14 protein-coding genes are annotated in these 16,932 nt (G+C 44.1%); 4 read left to right on the forward strand and 10 right to left on the reverse strand.

All coding sequences use genetic code 11. The features are described from left to right. Positions 1-1,003: 1,003 nt before the first annotated feature. The 5 genes from lacD to FC62_RS03875 form a co-directional block, all read right to left on the reverse strand. Entirely contained in the window at positions 1,004-1,993 is a 990-nt protein-coding gene (gene lacD / locus FC62_RS03855) for a tagatose-bisphosphate aldolase (protein WP_054746450.1), read from the reverse strand. Positions 1,994-2,175: 182 nt separating this feature from the next. Further along, complete coding sequence (locus FC62_RS03860; RefSeq protein WP_054746451.1) at positions 2,176-2,823, reverse strand: TetR/AcrR family transcriptional regulator; 648 nt, start codon at positions 2,821-2,823, stop codon at positions 2,176-2,178. Positions 2,824-2,837: 14 nt separating this feature from the next. Then, positions 2,838-4,448, reverse strand: a complete 1,611-nt coding sequence (locus FC62_RS03865) for an ABC transporter permease (protein WP_056946842.1) — start codon at positions 4,446-4,448, stop codon at positions 2,838-2,840. A gap of 11 nt (positions 4,449-4,459) precedes the next feature. Continuing rightward, positions 4,460-5,362 (reverse strand): ABC transporter ATP-binding protein, encoded by a 903-nt coding sequence (locus FC62_RS03870; RefSeq protein ID WP_056946844.1) that lies wholly within the window; start codon positions 5,360-5,362, stop codon positions 4,460-4,462. A 146-nt stretch (positions 5,363-5,508) separates the two neighbouring features. Beyond that, positions 5,509-6,771, reverse strand: a complete 1,263-nt coding sequence (locus tag FC62_RS03875) for a carboxylate--amine ligase (RefSeq protein ID WP_056946847.1) — start codon at positions 6,769-6,771, stop codon at positions 5,509-5,511. Positions 6,772-6,955: 184 nt separating this feature from the next. On the opposite strand from FC62_RS03875, the gene FC62_RS03880 reads away from it, so the two are divergent. Further along, positions 6,956-8,497 (forward strand): multicopper oxidase family protein, encoded by a 1,542-nt coding sequence (locus FC62_RS03880; RefSeq protein ID WP_056946849.1) that lies wholly within the window; start codon positions 6,956-6,958, stop codon positions 8,495-8,497. 395 nt (positions 8,498-8,892) lie between these two features. Here FC62_RS03880 and FC62_RS03885 read toward each other — a convergent pair whose 3' ends face one another. The 4 genes from FC62_RS03885 to FC62_RS03900 all read right to left on the reverse strand — a co-directional run bounded on the left by FC62_RS03885 (position 8,893) and on the right by FC62_RS03900 (position 12,557). Beyond that, complete coding sequence (locus tag FC62_RS03885; protein WP_054746309.1) at positions 8,893-9,570, reverse strand: Crp/Fnr family transcriptional regulator; 678 nt, start codon at positions 9,568-9,570, stop codon at positions 8,893-8,895. Between the two features lie 145 nt (positions 9,571-9,715). Further along, positions 9,716-10,273, reverse strand: coding sequence for a ferritin-like domain-containing protein (locus FC62_RS03890; RefSeq protein ID WP_054746308.1), 558 nt, complete (start codon positions 10,271-10,273; stop codon positions 9,716-9,718). A 72-nt stretch (positions 10,274-10,345) separates the two neighbouring features. Beyond that, complete coding sequence (locus FC62_RS03895; RefSeq protein ID WP_056945926.1) at positions 10,346-10,582, reverse strand: heavy-metal-associated domain-containing protein; 237 nt, start codon at positions 10,580-10,582, stop codon at positions 10,346-10,348. A 31-nt stretch (positions 10,583-10,613) separates the two neighbouring features. Further along, positions 10,614-12,557, reverse strand: coding sequence for a heavy metal translocating P-type ATPase (locus tag FC62_RS03900; protein ID WP_056945928.1), 1,944 nt, complete (start codon positions 12,555-12,557; stop codon positions 10,614-10,616). A 230-nt stretch (positions 12,558-12,787) separates the two neighbouring features. Between FC62_RS03900 and FC62_RS03905 the strand changes: the two genes are divergently transcribed. Next, a complete protein-coding gene (locus FC62_RS03905; RefSeq protein WP_056945925.1) occupies positions 12,788-14,152 on the forward strand; it encodes an Nramp family divalent metal transporter in 1,365 nt (454 codons plus the stop codon). A gap of 14 nt (positions 14,153-14,166) precedes the next feature. Next, a complete protein-coding gene (locus FC62_RS03910; RefSeq protein WP_056945924.1) occupies positions 14,167-14,616 on the forward strand; it encodes a universal stress protein in 450 nt (149 codons plus the stop codon). 89 nt (positions 14,617-14,705) lie between these two features. On the opposite strand, the gene FC62_RS03915 is transcribed toward FC62_RS03910, so the two are convergent. Beyond that, on the reverse strand, positions 14,706-15,278 hold the full coding sequence (locus FC62_RS03915) for a VanZ family protein (RefSeq protein WP_056945923.1): 573 nt from the start codon (positions 15,276-15,278) through the stop codon (positions 14,706-14,708). A 493-nt stretch (positions 15,279-15,771) separates the two neighbouring features. On the opposite strand from FC62_RS03915, the gene lctO reads away from it, so the two are divergent. Then, a complete protein-coding gene (gene lctO / locus FC62_RS03920) occupies positions 15,772-16,917 on the forward strand; it encodes an L-lactate oxidase (protein ID WP_056945922.1) in 1,146 nt (381 codons plus the stop codon). Positions 16,918-16,932 lie beyond the last annotated feature (15 nt).

Below are 16,932 nucleotides of genomic sequence, written 5' to 3' on the forward strand. Positions count from 1 at the left end.
GAAGCGTAGACCTGTTTGGCTAAGTTCAGTTAATCAGTCCACAATTAGCGTGTTTCGCATTACAACAAAGTATCAGAGTAAATCTGTCAATATTAAGAAAAGACTGATTTTATTACATGATTGGCAAATATTTTATTGGGTTAGTTTCCTGCTCAAGAAGTGCGGAATAACCAAAAATATGAAAAAAACAAATACATAACAGGTGTTAAATTCTAGAATTTTGTATTATTCTTTAGCCAACTAATCAATGGATGGGGGAAAAATCATGGCAGCGAAAAACACAAAAACCGAATAAAAACAAAACACAAATGATGAACTACCATCGAACGGTCTAATCACACTCTTATTTTGGCTGATCATCGCTACATGGTTTTATCTTGCAAACTTTATTTGTGACTACTTATTGAACCTAAATGACGCACCTTGGTCCGTCTTTATTACGGCCTTGTTACTTATTTTTTATTTTGGTTATAACTGCTTTTTCGTTTTGTTTAAACTGTTTGGTTATCATCCGAAACCCACAGCCATCAAATTAGGCGGATCTAGGCTAAGAATGAGCGTGCCAGTTTTTACCCCCATGACACCTGAATTTAAACAATTAATCGCTTCCAGATTAACGTTGGTGAGATTTTACCAAGGATTATTTACGATTACTAAATTTTGTTTTTTAATTATTTTTGCTTATCTATGTGGCAAGTACGCTTTCTACAACACGGAAATATGGCAATTAATTGTTGGGCTCAGTTCCCTCTTTATTATCTTCTTGATGAACACGATTATAACTTGGATCTTTGTCCACGCATTCCGATTAAATGTTATAGCCAAGGAGTTCAATCGCCCGATTTTCAACTTAGAAGAGAGGCAATAGTTCAACTATTTCCAGCTCCGATTTCTTCATAAATCAAAGTCGTTGAGCGACAAAAAGACCCAGACGTGGCTAACGAGCCATATCTGGGTCTGTTTCGAACAAAATTTCAATTAAATTATATTGTTTATCTGTAAACTATTTTACTTCAACCTTTTGGTGCCAGTCTTTAGCGCCACCAAGCACAGCATTCAGAGCTTCAATATTTGCCTTACCCTGAGTTTGTAACCACTGCCGACCAGCTTCTTCTCCTTCAGCAGCGAATGGCTGAATACCTGGTTTCCAAGTTGCACGGCCACAAAGCACACCGTTAAAGTCTGCACCAGCTTCAGTTGCCATCTTGATTTCGTCGATGAACAATTCTGATGTTACGCCGGCTGACAAGAAGATGTATGGCAACTTCGTTGCATCACTTTGTTCCTTGAATAACTTCTTGGCCTCATCCTTCGTCCAGACTACTTCACCATCACCATATCCTTCAACGTACTTGATGTTAAACGGTACTTCAACCTTCAATACAGTGACGTTGTATTCAGGCTTTGAGAATTCCTTCATCATTTCTAGGACTTTGTGTGGCTTAACCTTTGCATATTCAACGCTCTGCACGTCATCAATCTTGGCATCGTAAGAAACGAGTTCCAAGAAGAATGGTAAACCAACTTCTTTGGCTTCTGCACCAACACGCTCAACGAAAGCGTGTTTTCTGTCGTTAATATCTTGATCCTCATCTGTATCGTAGTAAAGCAGGAACTTCACTGCGTCAGCGCCTTCTTCTTTCAGACGGCGTGCTGACCAGTGTGTTAAAAGATCTGGGAAACGGCCTGGCTCCGTTGCGTCATAACCGGTCTTTTCGTAAGCAGTCAACAAACCACAGTTTGCATCACGTACTTTTGCTGCTGGTAAGCCATATTCTGGGTCAAGCAAGATGGCTGAAGCATACTTGGTTAATTCCTTTGATACAGCAACTTTGAAGTCAACGATTGTTTCCTCGTCGGCTGGCTTATTTGCTGCTGCAGCAAGCATCTTCTTCAGTGAACCACGTTGATCAATCGCAAGGGCACTGATAACACCATCCTTATTTGATAAATTCTCTAAATGTTTTGCAACTTCTGTTGAAATAGCAGTCATGAAAAAATCTCCTTTTGTCCTAGTTAATTTAACTTCCGCACACCACTTATTATAAGGACATAGAAAGCGTTGTCAAAGGGTCTAAAAACGAAGAAAGCGCTATCATTTGTGCTGGGTAACGCTTCCAAGAATTTTAAAATATTTTTTCGTTTTTGTTCTATTTTTTTCGTTTTTGTTATTTTTTACTGACGTACAATTCCTTCGTCCAACAACTTGGTGAAGAGCTTAACTTTCTCGATTAATTTATCCATCTCTCCGATCTCTGTAATCTCGCCAGGAACAGCTTGAATATCCCGCATAACGAGGTTGAGAATCGCCCCCATCACCGCCTGCACGTATTCCTCCACCAGCTTTTTGTCGACATCCTCGCGCACATTCATGTTAGCCAAAATTTGTTTACTCAACTTCTGGCTCAGTGCGATTGACTCCTGCAGAATAAAGCCCAGCTTTTCTTGGATTGATTTAGGTAGGATGGCAATTTCGGAATAAGCGTGCACAATAATCTTGAATTGGTGCGGGTACTGGCGCTCCAACTGCATCTTGTAGTTGGTGCTACGAACAATTAACTCGGCGAAGTCATGAATATCCTGCCACTCAGTGAAATCATAAACCGCAAGAATCTGCTCGTACGCAGTTCTAATTGCGGTGACATAGAGGTTTTCTTTTGAGTCAAAGTAATTGAAGACCGTCCCCTTTGAGACGCCTGCCTGCTCCGCAATGACGTCGGTACTCCCCTTCTCATAGCCCTTTAAGCCAAATTCTACAGTGGCCGCCTGAAGGATTGCCTCTGTTTTCGCCGGATTATTTTTCTTGTTCGCCGTTTTACCCATAATTCACCATATTCTTAAACTAAATCCTTTCTACGATAACCGATAATGCTAACAAAAATCAAGCTAAAAGCAATCACGCAAAGCGTGGTAATCGCGGCTAAATCGAGACTCTTCACCGGAATATCCTGCAACCAGCCAAATGGTGTCAACTTCTGAATGTTACCATCTAATTTCAGCAAACCACCAAAATAAATTGAGCCAAAGCCAAAGACGAGGTAGAGCCAATTCAGCATGTATAACTTGGGCAGATAAACCGTGAAGACCAGGGCCAGACCAATGAAGATGCCAATTGCCGGCAGATATGCGAGGTACATCTCCCAGTATTGGCTGAATTCAATGGGCTTCTCCAGTACCGAATTACCAGCAAAGTAGAGTCCAAGTACACCAGCAAAAAAGACGATTGCCGCTCCAAGCAAAGAAACGGTGAGGTAACTTGTCACGAACTTAACGCGTGAAACCGCCTTTGATTCGAGTAATTCGAGCATTCCTTTGGTCTGCTCTGTCTGCAATTTATGGATGATGTTACTGCCGAAAATTACGGCCATCACAGCAAAAACCACAGCTAACAACGCCACGAACTGTAGCGCCACTTTCTGTGAGAGCGCGTTTTGCTGATTGGCACCAATCAATTGTGCGAGCGTTTTGTTATTTTTTACCAAATCGTCAAATGAACCAAAAATTGATCCGTAGGTTGCACCGAAGACTAAGGCAGCAACGCTCCACCAGAGCAGTCCCGCTCGCTCAAGCCGTACGCGCAGAGAATAGAGGCCGCGGAGGGCTGAGCCCGCGCGACTATTACCCGGTCTCTGAGCTAACAGTCCCACACCGACATCACGGTTTCGTGAGACCAGAAAAATTGCGCAGCCTAATAAGAAACTTGCCGTCAAGAAGTAGACCAACGGAAAGTAATCATCATAAATATACGGCTGTGTCTGTCCCAGCCAGCTGAAAGGGCTGAGCCAATCTAGCCCCAGGTCCGAGACATTGTTCATCATCGTCAGAACATAGAAGACACCAATCGCCCCGAAACTAGCTGCGCTAACAGTGCGGGTATTCTCAAAGATTTGAGCTAAGAAGATCGCCAGGAGACCAAATAGTAGCCCCACGGCTCCTTGAACTAGCCCCAGTAAGAATGCCCCTTTAAGCGAGCCACCGTAAATGCCAGAGTTTCCCACCAACAAGCCGATACCAAGTGCATAGACACCGTTCAGGAGCACCAGCTCCCCAATTGCTGCCAGGTTCACGCTACCACGACCAACTGGACGAGAACGGAGCAGCTCAACCACGCCATCCTCTTCAGCTCCTCGTGTATTTTTAACCACAATGAGCACACTCATAATTGCCGCAATAATTGACATGAAGAGATTCATCTCCGCTGCAAAAACCATGGCTGTAGTCAACGTTTGAACGTGGGGCATCTTACCAAGCAAGGCAACCATAGATGGCGTATTCAAAGTCTCAGCCATGGATGTAAGCTCGGCCTTGGTACCATAGAGAGTATTCATGTATGGACCTGTATAGGCGAATAAGCCCAGTAACATGACCAACCATAATGTAAGTTTCAGCCAATCCTTGCGAAGGTTCAAGAGTAACAACCGCCACGTTCGTGCGAAATTATTTGTCATTTGAAAGCCCCCTACAGATCCATGCCAGATTCTTCATAATAATGCATGAAGAGATCCTCAAGTGTTGGCGGCGTACTCTGAATGCTCAAAATTCCGAGGTTCCCCAAATCAGCCATCACGTGCTCCAGGTGGTCTGCTTCAACCTGCATAGTGGCACTATTGTCACCCTTCAGCTCAAAGGCGTGGACTCCAGCTGCCTCGGATAAATCCGTGAGACTTTGTTTCGTCGTGACACTCATTTGTACCCGCGTGAATTGACGCATTGAGTCCAGCGTTCCTTCCTCAATAATCTCGCCAGAACGGATAATTGCCACTCGGTCACACATCTTCTCCACTTCTGAAAGGATATGACTAGAGAGCAACACACTCTTCCCTTTTTCTTTTAGCTGTAGCACTTCTTGCTGGAAAATCACCTCTTGCAACGGATCGAGTCCACTCGTGGGTTCATCAAAGATATACAAGTCGGCGTCAGTAGACAATGCTGCGATGATGGCTACTTTTTGACGATTACCCTTTGAATATGTCCGAGCCTTCTTACTGGTATCTAACTCGAAACGGCGAATCAACTCATCTGTTCTGGTCGTGTGCTTTTGACCACCCAATTTCAGGAGTAAGTCGATGACTTCTCCCCCAGTAAGATTTGGCCAAAGATAAACATCTCCTGGCACGTATGCAAGTCTGCGGTGAATCTTGACGCTATCATGCCAGACATCAAGTCCGAATATCGTTGCACTACCACCAGTCGCCTGCAACAGTCCCAATAATGTTCTGATGGTGGTTGATTTACCCGCACCATTTGGTCCAATGAATCCTAGCACCTCACCAGCATGCAGCTCAAAGTTAATATCTTTCAGTGCCTTAAATTTACCGAAATTCTTTGATAAATGCTTTATTTCAAGCATTTTTTCTGTCATTGTTATCTCCTCCGAAATCTTTCTCTATCAATGATGACCCGTATTATATTCTCATATGACTGACTAGTCAATGACTTATCAGTCATTTTTTGTCAAATAAAAAAACGCCGTAGCGTTTAGAATGATTAGTAGCGAATTCAACTATGTTACTTAAAGTCCCTACCCTTATTTTCCTCGAAGTATTTCTGATAACGTTTGAAATAATTGTGGAACATGTACCGCATTAGGATATTGTGTTTCAGGCCGCGATCGCCCTTATAAAAGACAGTTGTACCAACACGACCTTGCTTAATTAACTCAAGTGCCTTCCTCTTTGAATCATTCTCTGTGGCGTATTTGACGAATACTTTGGTCGGAACGCCTAACCATAAACGATAGCTATTCTTAATCTTATTTGCGTAGACGGTCTCCCGTTCGTTGAGTTCCCCAGTCACATAATCTTCAACATACCACTTAGCAAGATTGTACCCATTGAGCGTTACATAAAAACTTGAACGGCCTTGACGCAAGTTGATCTCGAAGAATTTGAACTGACCATCACGGGCGTCATATTTAATATCAAAGTTTGCAAACCCAACGTAGTCAAGCTCCTCGAGGAAACTCTGAACCGTTTCATAAAGATTCTGATTATATTCAGGCAAGATTGCCGCGTAATTGCCGATTGATTGTGGTGCCGGATCCTCTAGCAATGGATGTCCGAGACACATCATCTTCACCTGATGATTCTGGTCAACATACGCATTCAAGACACGCATGTTGCTATCGTCACCTGGAATGAAATCTTGCATAATCAAGTCTGCCTCGTAGCCATTAGTGTAAATCTTCCCCACCACGTCGGCTAGTTCTGCCTCATCATGAATAATAAAAGCCTTTTTGCGCCCAGCAAACTGCACACCAAGCCAGGTTACACTGTCAGCCGGCTTCAAGGCCACCGGGAAATTAAAGGGAATAGTTAGGTAATTTTCAGCCTGATAATCTGCCTTTGTAATGATTTTTGTCTTTGGAAATGGTAGGCCGTGCTCCTCAGCTATCTGATAGAACTTCTCCTTATTAATCAGCTGCTGCAGTAAATCATAATTAGTGTACGGCACGATAAAGGTTGACTCTAATTCTGCCTTATGTTTCGACAATAATTCAGCATAGCCATCACCGCAAGAAATCAATATTACAGGTCCAGGGTGGTTTGCGTATTGCTTCATTTGTTCCTGCATTACTTCAAAAAAGACGGGATCTTCGCCGAAGCCCTCATGTACCTCTAAATCGACAATTTGTGAATACTTTGTAGCCGCCAAATGTGCCGCTGCCAACGCTTTAACCTTTATGCCATATGCCTCGTGAAAGGAGCGCGCCATACCATAAACATTGATGTCGCTCCCTAATAAGATAGGTGTAAAATCTGGATTTGTCATACAATACCTCAATTCTTGTTCAGTCCCGATTTTACACTAAATTATGTCCAAAAAAAAGTTTACTATGCGCAAAAAACCTTTAGCTTAATGAAACTAGAATATTGTTCACAATTTATTCTCTAAATATCTTCCGCTATTCTGTGTAAATGTTAAAATGAAGTCGGTTACATAAAGGAGGATTCAAATGGAAAATAAAATTAATACTGACTATTTTTTCGATGAAGCTGCATTCAATACCCACGATGGCGGTTATGTACCACTTGAGGTCTATGATGCACCAGAAGTTCCGCTTGCAATCCCGCCCCTCTTAGAGCCCGATCAAGAGACCGCGACGGATGCATACTACACAGTTGAGGCCCAGGCCGGAGAAACGCAAATTCTCCCTGGTGCGAAAACTAAGACATGGGGCTATAATGCCAGCTTACTGGGCAAAACCATTGTCTATCATGTCGGCAAACACAATCACGTGACACTAAAGAATAGCCTACCAGAGCTAACAACCTTCCACTGGCACGGTTTAGGCGTTTCCGGACCATACATAGATGGTGGCTGCCACGCTCCCGTCTATCCTGGCGAAGAAAGCAAAATCGAATTTACATTACATCAACCAGCTGCGACTACCTGGTTACATGCACATCCCTGCCCATCGACAGCGGAACAGGTTTGGCATGGACTAGCAACGATGGTCATTGTAAAGGATGAACACGAGGAAAGCTTACCACTGCCACGGAATTACGGCGTGGACGATATTCCTCTAGTTTTGCAAGACCGGCGCTTCCATGAGAACAACCAGTGGGATTACCGCGAAGACTACGATCCAGATGGTGTTCAGGGACCAACAGCTCTAATCAACGGAACTGTCAATCCGTATTTCGACGTAACGACCCAGAAGCTACGGCTACGAATCTTGGACGGTGCTAACAGACGTGAGTGGCGGCTCCACTTCTCAGACAACCTCGAATTTACGCAGATTGCCGGAGACAGCAGTCTTTTGCCAGAGCCGGTTAAATTCACAAAGTTGATGCTGACGTGCGCAGAGCGGGCTGAAATAATCGTTGACTTCAAGGACTACAAGGAAGGGGACGTGGTCACATTATTCAGTGATGATGTGCCAATCGTTCGTTTTAGAATCCACGATTTCACGCCAGACAACACAGTTGTACCTGACAAATTAATTGACTTACCAAAGGAAGAGGCCGATCCTGACCTACCAGTGCGTGCAATTCTAATGAGTGGCATGGATGAAGAAGTGATGCTCAATGGCAAGAAATTCAACATGCAGCGCATTGACGCCACACAGCCGGTTGGCAAAGCGCAGTACTGGGATATTACGAATAGTAACGATATGGTTGGCGGCATGGTGCATCCCTTCCACGTGCATGGCACGGAATTCCTCGTAATCTCAAGAAATGGCCACGAACCTTACGCAAACGAGCACGGCTACAAGGATACCGTCGGGGTGAATCCCGGTGAGACGGTTCGGATTCTCGTCAGATTTGCGCAAACCGGTGTCTACATGTACCACTGCCACATCATTGAACACGAGGATGGTGGTATGATGGCGCAGATTCAATCATACGATCCAGCAGAGAAGGAACTAAAGAAGTACAAGCTGATGGATATGGATACTCTGATGAACGCTTTCGCAGAGGAACGGGGCATTAAGACTGAGGAGCTCTGGATGGCTGGCATGGAGAGCTACGAGAAGATGGGAATGGAAATGTAACAAATAAAGTTGTGACACCCCACGCTTAGTTTCTGAGCACTAACGAACTTGGCTAGCAATCACAAAGTGATTGGTAAGACAAGAAGTTAGGCGGAGGAAGTTGTGGGGTGGAACACGTTTAACAAGTTGTGACACCCCACGCTTAGCTTCTGAGCACTAACGAACTTGGCTAGCCATCACAAAGTGATTGGTAAGACAAGAAGTTAGGCGGAGGAAGTTGTGGGGTGGAACACGTTTAACAAGTTGTGACACCCCACGCTTAGTTTCTGAGCACTAACGAACTTGGCTAGCAATCACAGAGTGATTGGTAAGACAAGAAGTTGTGCCACCCAATTATGCAGTTAAATACTACAAAACCCACAAGCCAAATTTGCTTGTGGGTTTTCTGTTCTGTTCTAAATTAAAAAGCTCAACTCATCCTCGTCTACAATCTCTATCGTGTTGTGTGGCAGATTTTTGATCAGCTCGTCTTTCTCCAAGTTTTTCAACTGACGCGATAATGTTTCTGGTGTCAAATCCAGTAAATTAGCCAACTCATATTTCTTAAAAGGTAACACGAATCGCTTATCATTCACCTGATTACTGTATTCAAGCAGATAGCTAGCCACCCGCCCACGTGCATCCGTTGTCGAATTTCGAACAGATTCCTTCTGTTGTTTAACCAGCTTATTACCAAATGCATTGAGCAGGTGTAAGGCCAGTTGGGGCGACTCTTGAATGACCTCTTGGAATACGTCACGCTTAACAACGCAGGCCTCACCGTTAGTCACAGCCACCCCATATAAGGTATGCTCCTCCGGTTCAAACAGGCTGGCCGTTCCGTCGAAGTCACCCGCTTGTAGCAAAGAAACAATCTTTTCCTGACCTTCACTACCATAACTAGTCAGCTTAACCTGGCCCTGATGTAAGATCAGTAACTTATTAGCGACCTCGCCGGGCCCGAAAAGGGTCTCACCTTTGGCAAACTTTTCGTGGGTAACAATCGCATCAATCTTCCGCAAATCCGCCTCGGCGAGTCCTGCAAAAATCGGCACGATGGATAAACATGAATTATACTCTGCTGTCTCCGTCATCTTAAGCAACCTCATTTCATTCCATCAATAATATCGAAAAAATAGAAGACTTCCATCTCCTATTTTAACCGATTAATTGATATTTACTATTAATTCCAACTATACCTTTGTTAATTCTCGTGTGCTACCCGCTGAACTGCGCACTCTAGTCTTCGTCATCCTCGTCGACTTCAACGATATCTTCCCAAGCAGTCTTGCCCAAGATGGCCTGCAACTTTCTCTGCATCCGATTATTGTAGCGACGTAAGTCAACCAAATACTGTGCCAACGCTGGCCGATTCTCTCTTTCGGCCAACTTGATAGCCCGATCGATAAACATATCCTGTGTGACAAAGTCTGCGGCGGTCTGTCCAACTAATTCTGCGCTGTCGAGGTACTTATAGCTGCCATCCTCCGTCAGTTTACCGTATTCGTGTACTTCCTTAGTTGTGGTTGGGACAACTTCGTTCTCATCCAAAAGCAGTTCGCCCAGCTCATCGATATTCGCCCGGTTCTTTGCAATCATCTCATCAAACAACGGTTGTGCTGCCACGGCAAGGGCGCCTGTCAGATACCACTTTGCTTGGTGCAACTTCAGTTCGAACACCCAGAAGTTTGCCAAGATATGGCCGGTCATTGCACCGGCTGTTGGCTTGTGGTGGTCAAGATCAGCTTGTTTTACTTCGGCCTCATACTTAGCCGCAACATTTTTAGGATCACTCATGTTTCTCTACCTCAATTTCATTTTTCTTATTTACTCTTATTTATCTGTCTTTATTAAAATTGCACTTGAAACCTAGATGTCTTTAACTTTGGTGCTCTCAACTTCATACCCCAGTCCGGCAACCACGCTTGACAGGTTCTCAGCTGATGTTTGGCCATCATCGAATTCTGCCTTCACCTTACCCGAGTTGAACAGGACCTTCACGCTATCACCGTTCACACCTGGTGTATTCTTCACGGCAGTCTCAATCTTGGTCAAGCAAGATGGGCATGTTAGTTCATCCAATTGCATAATAATTTTTTTACTCATTTTTGTTACCTCCATTATTTTCTAAGCTTTCTTAATTCTTACCTGTAGTATATGCTGCAGGCTCGTTTGAAAAATTGATCTGGGTCAATTTTTGTTCTTTTGTCCGAAATTTCAATAGCCGCATCGCATTCAGGATGACAACCAAGATGCTTGCTTCGTGAACAAACATTCCGCTGGCCATGTAGATGAATCCGAGTAAGAGACCAATCAACAAGAAGATGACGACGCCGATTGAAATAGCAATATTCTCACGTGTATTCAGAACTGTCTTTTTCGCGAGCTTGTAGGCGAATAGCAGCTGGCTCATGGAACTTGCCATCAAGACGACATCAGAAGTCTCAATCGCTACATCAGTACCGGAACCCATCGCAATCCCGATGTCTGCTGTCGCTAGAGAGGGGCTGTCGTTGATTCCGTCACCGATGAAGGCGACACGATTACCGTCATGCATCAATTGCTTGATAATCTCCGCCTTTTGGTCAGGCAGTAGATCAGCCCGCACCTCATCTAAGCCCAGCTTTTTGCCAACATAATCAGCCGTCACTTGGTTATCACCAGTCAACATGATAAGCTTCTTCGCTCCCGCGGCTTTCAAAGCTGCCAAACGATCCTTCGCCTCGGGCCGCATCTCGTCTGAGATACCGATCAATGCCAGCACTTTTTGCTCGTTCATCACGATTACTAATGAACTACCAGTTTCCTTAATTTGTTGAATCTCATCTAACTGTTCGTCAGTAGCACTGACTTTTTGCTCACGGAGCATCTTTTCGTTACCCAAGAGTAACTTATTAGCACCGAAGTTCACGACTAGTCCCTGACCTTTAACAGCCTCATTGTGGTCAATGACGAGATTCTGGAAGTCTAACTTCTTATTATTAACGTAGTTGATAATTGCCGTACCGAGCGGATGGTCTGACAGGCTCTCAGCCTTCGCCACCTGCTGCAATAACTCATTTTCGGTGACATCTTCGTCAGCACCCAGGTAGGAGATGTAATTAGTTACCGTGGTTTTACCAGTAGTCAACGTCCCTGTTTTGTCGAACACGAACGTATCAATCTTCGCGAATTCGTCCATCACTGATGCACCCTTGACGAGCACACCATGCTTTGCACCATTACCAATTCCGGCAACGTTCGAGACCGGTGCGCCGATGACGAGGGCACCAGGGCAACCAAGCACGAGAACGGTGATCGCCAGCTTAATATCTTGGCTGAAGATGAAGACAATCAGGGCAATCAGCAGCACAGCCGGCGTGTAGTACTTCGCAAATTTATCGATGAATTTCTCGGCTTTCGACTTCGTATCCTGTGCATCCTCGACCAACTCTAAGATCTTGGCGAATGTAGTATCCTCACCAACCTTGGTCGCCTCAATTGTCAGGAAGCCGTTGCTCAAGACAGCTCCAGAGTAAACACTATCGCCAATTTCCTTCTTAACCTCACGCGACTCACCTGTGATGGCAGACTCGTCTAGGTAACCGTGGCCTTCTATGACCGCCCCATCAACGGGCGTCTGGGCACCAGGCTTGACCAGGATGTGATCACCAATTAGAACGTCATCGACGTCAACTTCTTCTGTTGATCCATCATCCTGGAGCACTAAAGCCGTTGTTGGTGCCATCTCAGCCAAGGACTTGATTGACGATCTTGTTTTTGCCAGTGTCTTCTGTTCGAGGAAATCCCCGAACAAGAACAGGAACGTGACGATGGCTGATTCATTGTACTCGCCAATGATGAACGCACCAATCACCGCGATGGAAACCAGCAATTCGATGCTGACCACCTTAGCCCTAAGCGCTGAATATGCCCGAATGATAATCGGGAAACCTGCGATAACGGAAGCTGCCGCCAACAAAATGTTACTGATGATGGTCAGCGGCCCCAAATACTTAGTTACTAGACCGAGGACAATCAATATTGCCGCGATCAATGTGATGTGCGTGCTATGTGTTCGTAGAAACTTCTGTAGTTTAATCATTTTTCTCACCCAACTTTTACTCAACTAATATTTCTTTCGCTCATTTACAAAACCTATCATAGCCCGCACTCGGCCTTAAGAAATTGACGTAGGTCAATATTTACTTTTTTTCTCAAAAAGTTGAAAACGTTTTAAGTAAGGCTAACCTAAACTCTATATTTACATACTCTAAAATAGGCGTATGATAATAGGTGGTTAAAATAACTGGAGGAAATGGAGGAAGTTGTATGAAAGATAACAAACAGGAATCACACAAGCTGATTCACTACGCTAACGGACCAAGTCTCGAGGAGATCAATGATACGGTTGCAATTCCAAAGGGAGGTAACTTCTGGAAGAATCTGCTCGCATTCTCCGGTCCTGGCGCGCTCGTTGCCGTCGGCTACATGGATCCGGGTAACTGGGTAACTTCAATCGGTGGTGGTGCACAATATGGCTACCTATTAATGTCAGTAATCTTAATCTCAAGCTTAATTGCGATGTTATTGCAATACATGGCCGCTAAGCTTGGAATTGTGACTAATATGGATCTGGCTCAAGCCACGCGGGCACATACCGGTAAAAAAATGGGCATTTTCCTCTGGATCACGACAGAACTCGCCATCATGGCGACAGATATTGCCGAGGTAATCGGTGGCGCGATCGCTCTGAAACTATTATTCGGCTTCCCACTCACGGTCGGTGTTGCCTTGACAGTGCTCGATGTGCTCCTACTATTGTTGCTAACGAAACTAGGTTTTAGAAAAATCGAGGCGATCGTAGTTGCACTGATCGTTGTCATTCTGGTCGTATTCATCTACCAAGTTGTGATTGCCCGCCCAGATATGGCGGCCGCCTTCTCAAACCTGGTACCAAGAAAAGAAATTCTCCACCCCGGACAACTACACATGGCACTGGGAATTGTCGGTGCGACGGTCATGCCTCATAACTTGTACCTACACTCGTCAATCTCCCAAACCAGACAATTCGACCGCAAGGACGAATCATCTGTACGTCAAGCAATCAAGTACACCACTTGGGATTCCAATTTACAACTGACGGCGGCATTCGTTGTTAACTGTCTCCTTTTATTAGTTGGTGCAGCACTATTCTTCGGCAAGGATGCTTCCCAACTTGGGACATTCGGTCAACTCTATGATGCTTTACAAGATCCCAAGATGGCTGGGGCAGTGGCTTCACCCGTACTCTCAATGCTGTTCGCCGTCGCTCTACTCGCATCGGGCCAAAACTCGACGATCACCGGTACTTTGACTGGACAAATCGTCATGGAGGGTTTCGTCAACTTGCAGATGCCCCTTTGGGCTCGGCGCTTGATCACACGACTCATCTCAGTTGTGCCGGTACTGATTATCGCCATTATTTTCCATGGTCAAGAATCGGCGCTCGACTCGCTATTAGTTAACTCACAAGTATTCCTGTCAATCGCGCTACCATTCTCGATGATTCCCCTCACAATCTTCACCAGCTCGAAGAAGATCATGGGTGAATTCGTCAACAGCAAGTGGGTGACCATCCTAGCTTGGATCTGTACGATCACTTTGACTGTCCTAAATCTGCAGATTGTATTATCATCGATTCAAGGACTTTTCTAAGAGAGGTGTAAAGGATGACTGAAGAATTAAAGGATATTTATTTCAAAAATATTTTGGTAGCGGTTGACGACTCAGATGACGCAATCTTGGCGTTCAAGTATGCGATTCATCGGGCAATCAAGGATAACGTCGGGTTGAACCTGGTCTCGATTCTCGAGAAAGACGACATGAACGTCTTTCAAGCGTTGAGCAAGGACTTCGTCCATGGTAAACGCGAAGATTTGGAGAAACACCTACGTGAATACAAGCAGATTGCGAACGATGCCGGCGTGAAGAAGGTCCACTCAATCATCGCTACAGGGGATAATCCTGGCCAGGTGATCGTCGAGGAAGTTATCCCCCGCGTCCACCCCGATTTATTGATTATCGGTTCGAAATCGAAGAAAGGGATTGCGAAACGCTTCGGTAGTCAGGCTGCCTACATGGCAAAGTACTCACCCGTTTCGGTACTCGTAGTTCGGTAAGATAGAGAAATAAGTTACAACTAAAATAACCACTTGGGCAGCAACTTTAAGCTGATTTCAAGTGGTTATTTATATCTAATCTAAAAAATTTATATTTCCGTTTTTCTCAGTATTGGCGTAATAGCGGATAACAGAGCAAATCCCAGTAATCCTCCAGTAGTATTCAAAATGACATCGCCAATATCAAAAATACGGTTGCCTAAGTAAAAGTAGTTCATTACTAACTGAATTATTTCAATTGCCACAGTGCTGAATAAAACCAACAAAATCGAATATTTAAAACTACGACTTTTTTTAAACAACACACCCACAAATAGAGGAAGTGGCATAAGCAACAAAATATTACCAACAATTTGTAGAGTTGAATATTTTGTCCAAGCCAACGGATTTAATTCAAACATAATCTGCAAGCCAAATGAAAATTCATTAATTATGCTTGTTTGTTTAAACAAAAGCACTGGGAATATCGTTAATGAAATAACAAAATATAGGTAGCCGAGAAATAGCCAAAATGGCAGGACGCTTTTACTCTTTTTCCTATGCAATAAAATCATTGTGGAGATGATTCCAACAAGGATGAGGAACGGAATGAGTACAACCGAATTAATAATTACGTCCGGGGCAAAACCGTGGTGCCCATCCTCACTGACGATACTAATCATGAATAGAACCTGTTAACTTTTTCAATTAGTTGATCTCCTTTTGTTTCTGTCCGTTGCAACATAATAAAAGTATCATAATTAATTATATTTATAAATGTTTTTTAATTATTTTATTTCAAACAACGTTAACTCAGTCCTCTAATTTATCAAATTTATGTCAGATATCAAGAAAATTCACTTTTATTTTTATTTGTGAAGATAATAATTTTCTAGTCCATTTTTAGTGCCCACTACCCCAACAAAGTTTTTTAATAACATGTAAACCCTTGTTCACAATTGATATTTACCAACTGCAAATGTAAATTATAAATTTTATAAGTATGTGAAAAAATTTCATATTAACTATCAAAATTAACCCTGAACACCTGTTACATCAGTATTTGTGGTCAAAGATTAATAGTTGAGGTACAAATGGTTGCGTCCTCGAGCCGTTTTCCGCTATACTCCTACTTGTAAGCGATTACATAAAATTTATTTAGGAGGATTAGTTAACATGTCAGATTTCATTACAAGTAACGCAGAGGGACCTATCGAAAATTTTTTCAACGTTTACGATTTGGAACCAATGGCTCAAAAAGTGATTCCTAAAGGAGCATTTGGCTATATCGCAAGTGGTGCCGGAGATACATTCACCCTGCGCGAGAACATTCGCTCATTTGATCATAAGTTAATCGTACCCCACGTATTGATGAACGTAGAGAATCCGGATACCTCCATCGAATTCGACGGTGACAAGCTCACCTCACCAATCATGTTGGCACCAGTCGCCGCCCATAAGTTAGCCCACGTTGATGGTGAAGTAAAGAGTGCCCAAGCGGTGCACGACTACAACACAATCTACACCATTAGCTCATACTCAACTGTTGACCTCCCACCAGTAACGGAGGCCTTGCAAGGGACACCCGAATGGTTCCAATTCTACTTCAGCAAAGATGACGGCATTAACCGCCACATTATGGATCGTGTGAAGGAGCAGGGAATCAAGGCAATCGTACTCACAACAGATGCAACAGTTGGTGGCAACCGAGAAACGGACGCTAGAAACGGCTACGTTTTCCCTGTTGGCATGCCAATTGTCGAAGATTATCTACCAAATGGCGCTGGTAAGACCATGGATTTTGTTTATAAGAGTGCTAAACAGAAACTATCACCAAGGGATGTTGAATTCATCGCCTCTTATTCAGGACTACCCGTATATGTCAAAGGCCCACAAAGTGCAGATGACGTTGAGCGTTCACTAGATGCAGGTGCAAGCGGGATTTGGGTAACTAACCACGGCGGGCGCCAACTAGATGGCGGGCCAGCAGCATTTGATTCACTCCAGGAAGTAGCAAAGGCCGTTAATAAGAGAGTCCCAATCGTCTTCGACTCCGGCGTTCGGCGCGGCCAACACGTCTTCAAAGCTCTAGCATCAGGCGCAGATCTCGTGGCAATCGGTCGACCAGTAATGTATGGCCTTGCTGCCGGCGGACGCACAGGTGTTAAGCAAGTCTTTGATAAACTCACCAGCGAACTGGAGATGGTCATGCAATTAGCAGGTACGCAGACCATCGCAGATGTGAAGAATTTCGAGTTGCGTGACAACCCTTATGATCCTGGTTTCGGTAGCTACAATCCAGATGCACTGCAGCTTTATTAAACACCTGGTTCAGTC

It is taken from the genome of Amylolactobacillus amylotrophicus DSM 20534 (assembly GCF_001434555.1).
GTDB lineage: Bacteria > Bacillota > Bacilli > Lactobacillales > Lactobacillaceae > Amylolactobacillus > Amylolactobacillus amylophilus.

Excerpts from the sequence above, each read along its gene's own strand:
- lacD (WP_054746450.1), bottom strand. The coding sequence starts at position 1,993 with ATGACTGCTATTTCAACAGAAGTTGCAAAACATTTAGAGAATTTATCA.
- FC62_RS03860 (WP_054746451.1), bottom strand. The coding sequence starts at position 2,823 with ATGGGTAAAACGGCGAACAAGAAAAATAATCCGGCGAAAACAGAGGCA.
- FC62_RS03865 (WP_056946842.1), bottom strand. The coding sequence starts at position 4,448 with ATGACAAATAATTTCGCACGAACGTGGCGGTTGTTACTCTTGAACCTT.
- FC62_RS03870 (WP_056946844.1), bottom strand. The coding sequence starts at position 5,362 with ATGACAGAAAAAATGCTTGAAATAAAGCATTTATCAAAGAATTTCGGT.
- FC62_RS03875 (WP_056946847.1), bottom strand. The coding sequence starts at position 6,771 with ATGACAAATCCAGATTTTACACCTATCTTATTAGGGAGCGACATCAAT.
- FC62_RS03880 (WP_056946849.1), top strand. The coding sequence starts at position 6,956 with ATGGAAAATAAAATTAATACTGACTATTTTTTCGATGAAGCTGCATTC.
- FC62_RS03885 (WP_054746309.1), bottom strand. The coding sequence starts at position 9,570 with ATGACGGAGACAGCAGAGTATAATTCATGTTTATCCATCGTGCCGATT.
- FC62_RS03890 (WP_054746308.1), bottom strand. The coding sequence starts at position 10,273 with ATGAGTGATCCTAAAAATGTTGCGGCTAAGTATGAGGCCGAAGTAAAA.
- FC62_RS03895 (WP_056945926.1), bottom strand. The coding sequence starts at position 10,582 with ATGAGTAAAAAAATTATTATGCAATTGGATGAACTAACATGCCCATCT.
- FC62_RS03905 (WP_056945925.1), top strand. The coding sequence starts at position 12,788 with ATGAAAGATAACAAACAGGAATCACACAAGCTGATTCACTACGCTAAC.
- FC62_RS03910 (WP_056945924.1), top strand. The coding sequence starts at position 14,167 with ATGACTGAAGAATTAAAGGATATTTATTTCAAAAATATTTTGGTAGCG.
- FC62_RS03915 (WP_056945923.1), bottom strand. The coding sequence starts at position 15,278 with ATGATTAGTATCGTCAGTGAGGATGGGCACCACGGTTTTGCCCCGGAC.
- lctO (WP_056945922.1), top strand. The coding sequence starts at position 15,772 with ATGTCAGATTTCATTACAAGTAACGCAGAGGGACCTATCGAAAATTTT.